At 71.8% G+C, this 294-nt stretch carries 1 protein-coding gene; it reads left to right on the top strand.

Features of this window, described 5'->3' with window-relative positions; translation table 11 throughout:
- The coding region (locus tag EN850_RS35600) for a hypothetical protein (protein ID WP_210238095.1) at positions 1-294 on the top strand (294 nt) is incomplete at both ends.

Consider the following 294-nt stretch of genomic DNA (forward strand, 5'->3'; position numbering starts at 1 on the left):
GCCGCAGCACGAAGCATTGGCTTGGCTGCAGCAGCAGGGCCACAGCGAAGCATCGGCGCGCGAAGCGCTGGAGGCCGCCCGCGGCCATCCCGGGCAGGCCGACAACTGGCTGCGCGAAGACGGCCTGAGCCTGCGCCGCGAAGTCGGTCGAGATCTGGAACAGCTGGCCGCCGGCAAGACCGGCGCGGTGGAGCTGGCGCAGAAGTGGTGTGGTGATGACAACGCGGCGCTGCGCCTGCGCTTCGCTGCCGACCTGGCGCTGGCCCAGGCCAGCACCGACGCCTTGACCACGCC

Source organism: Mesorhizobium sp. M8A.F.Ca.ET.207.01.1.1 (assembly GCF_004794715.1).
Taxonomy (GTDB): domain Bacteria; phylum Pseudomonadota; class Alphaproteobacteria; order Rhizobiales; family Rhizobiaceae; genus Mesorhizobium.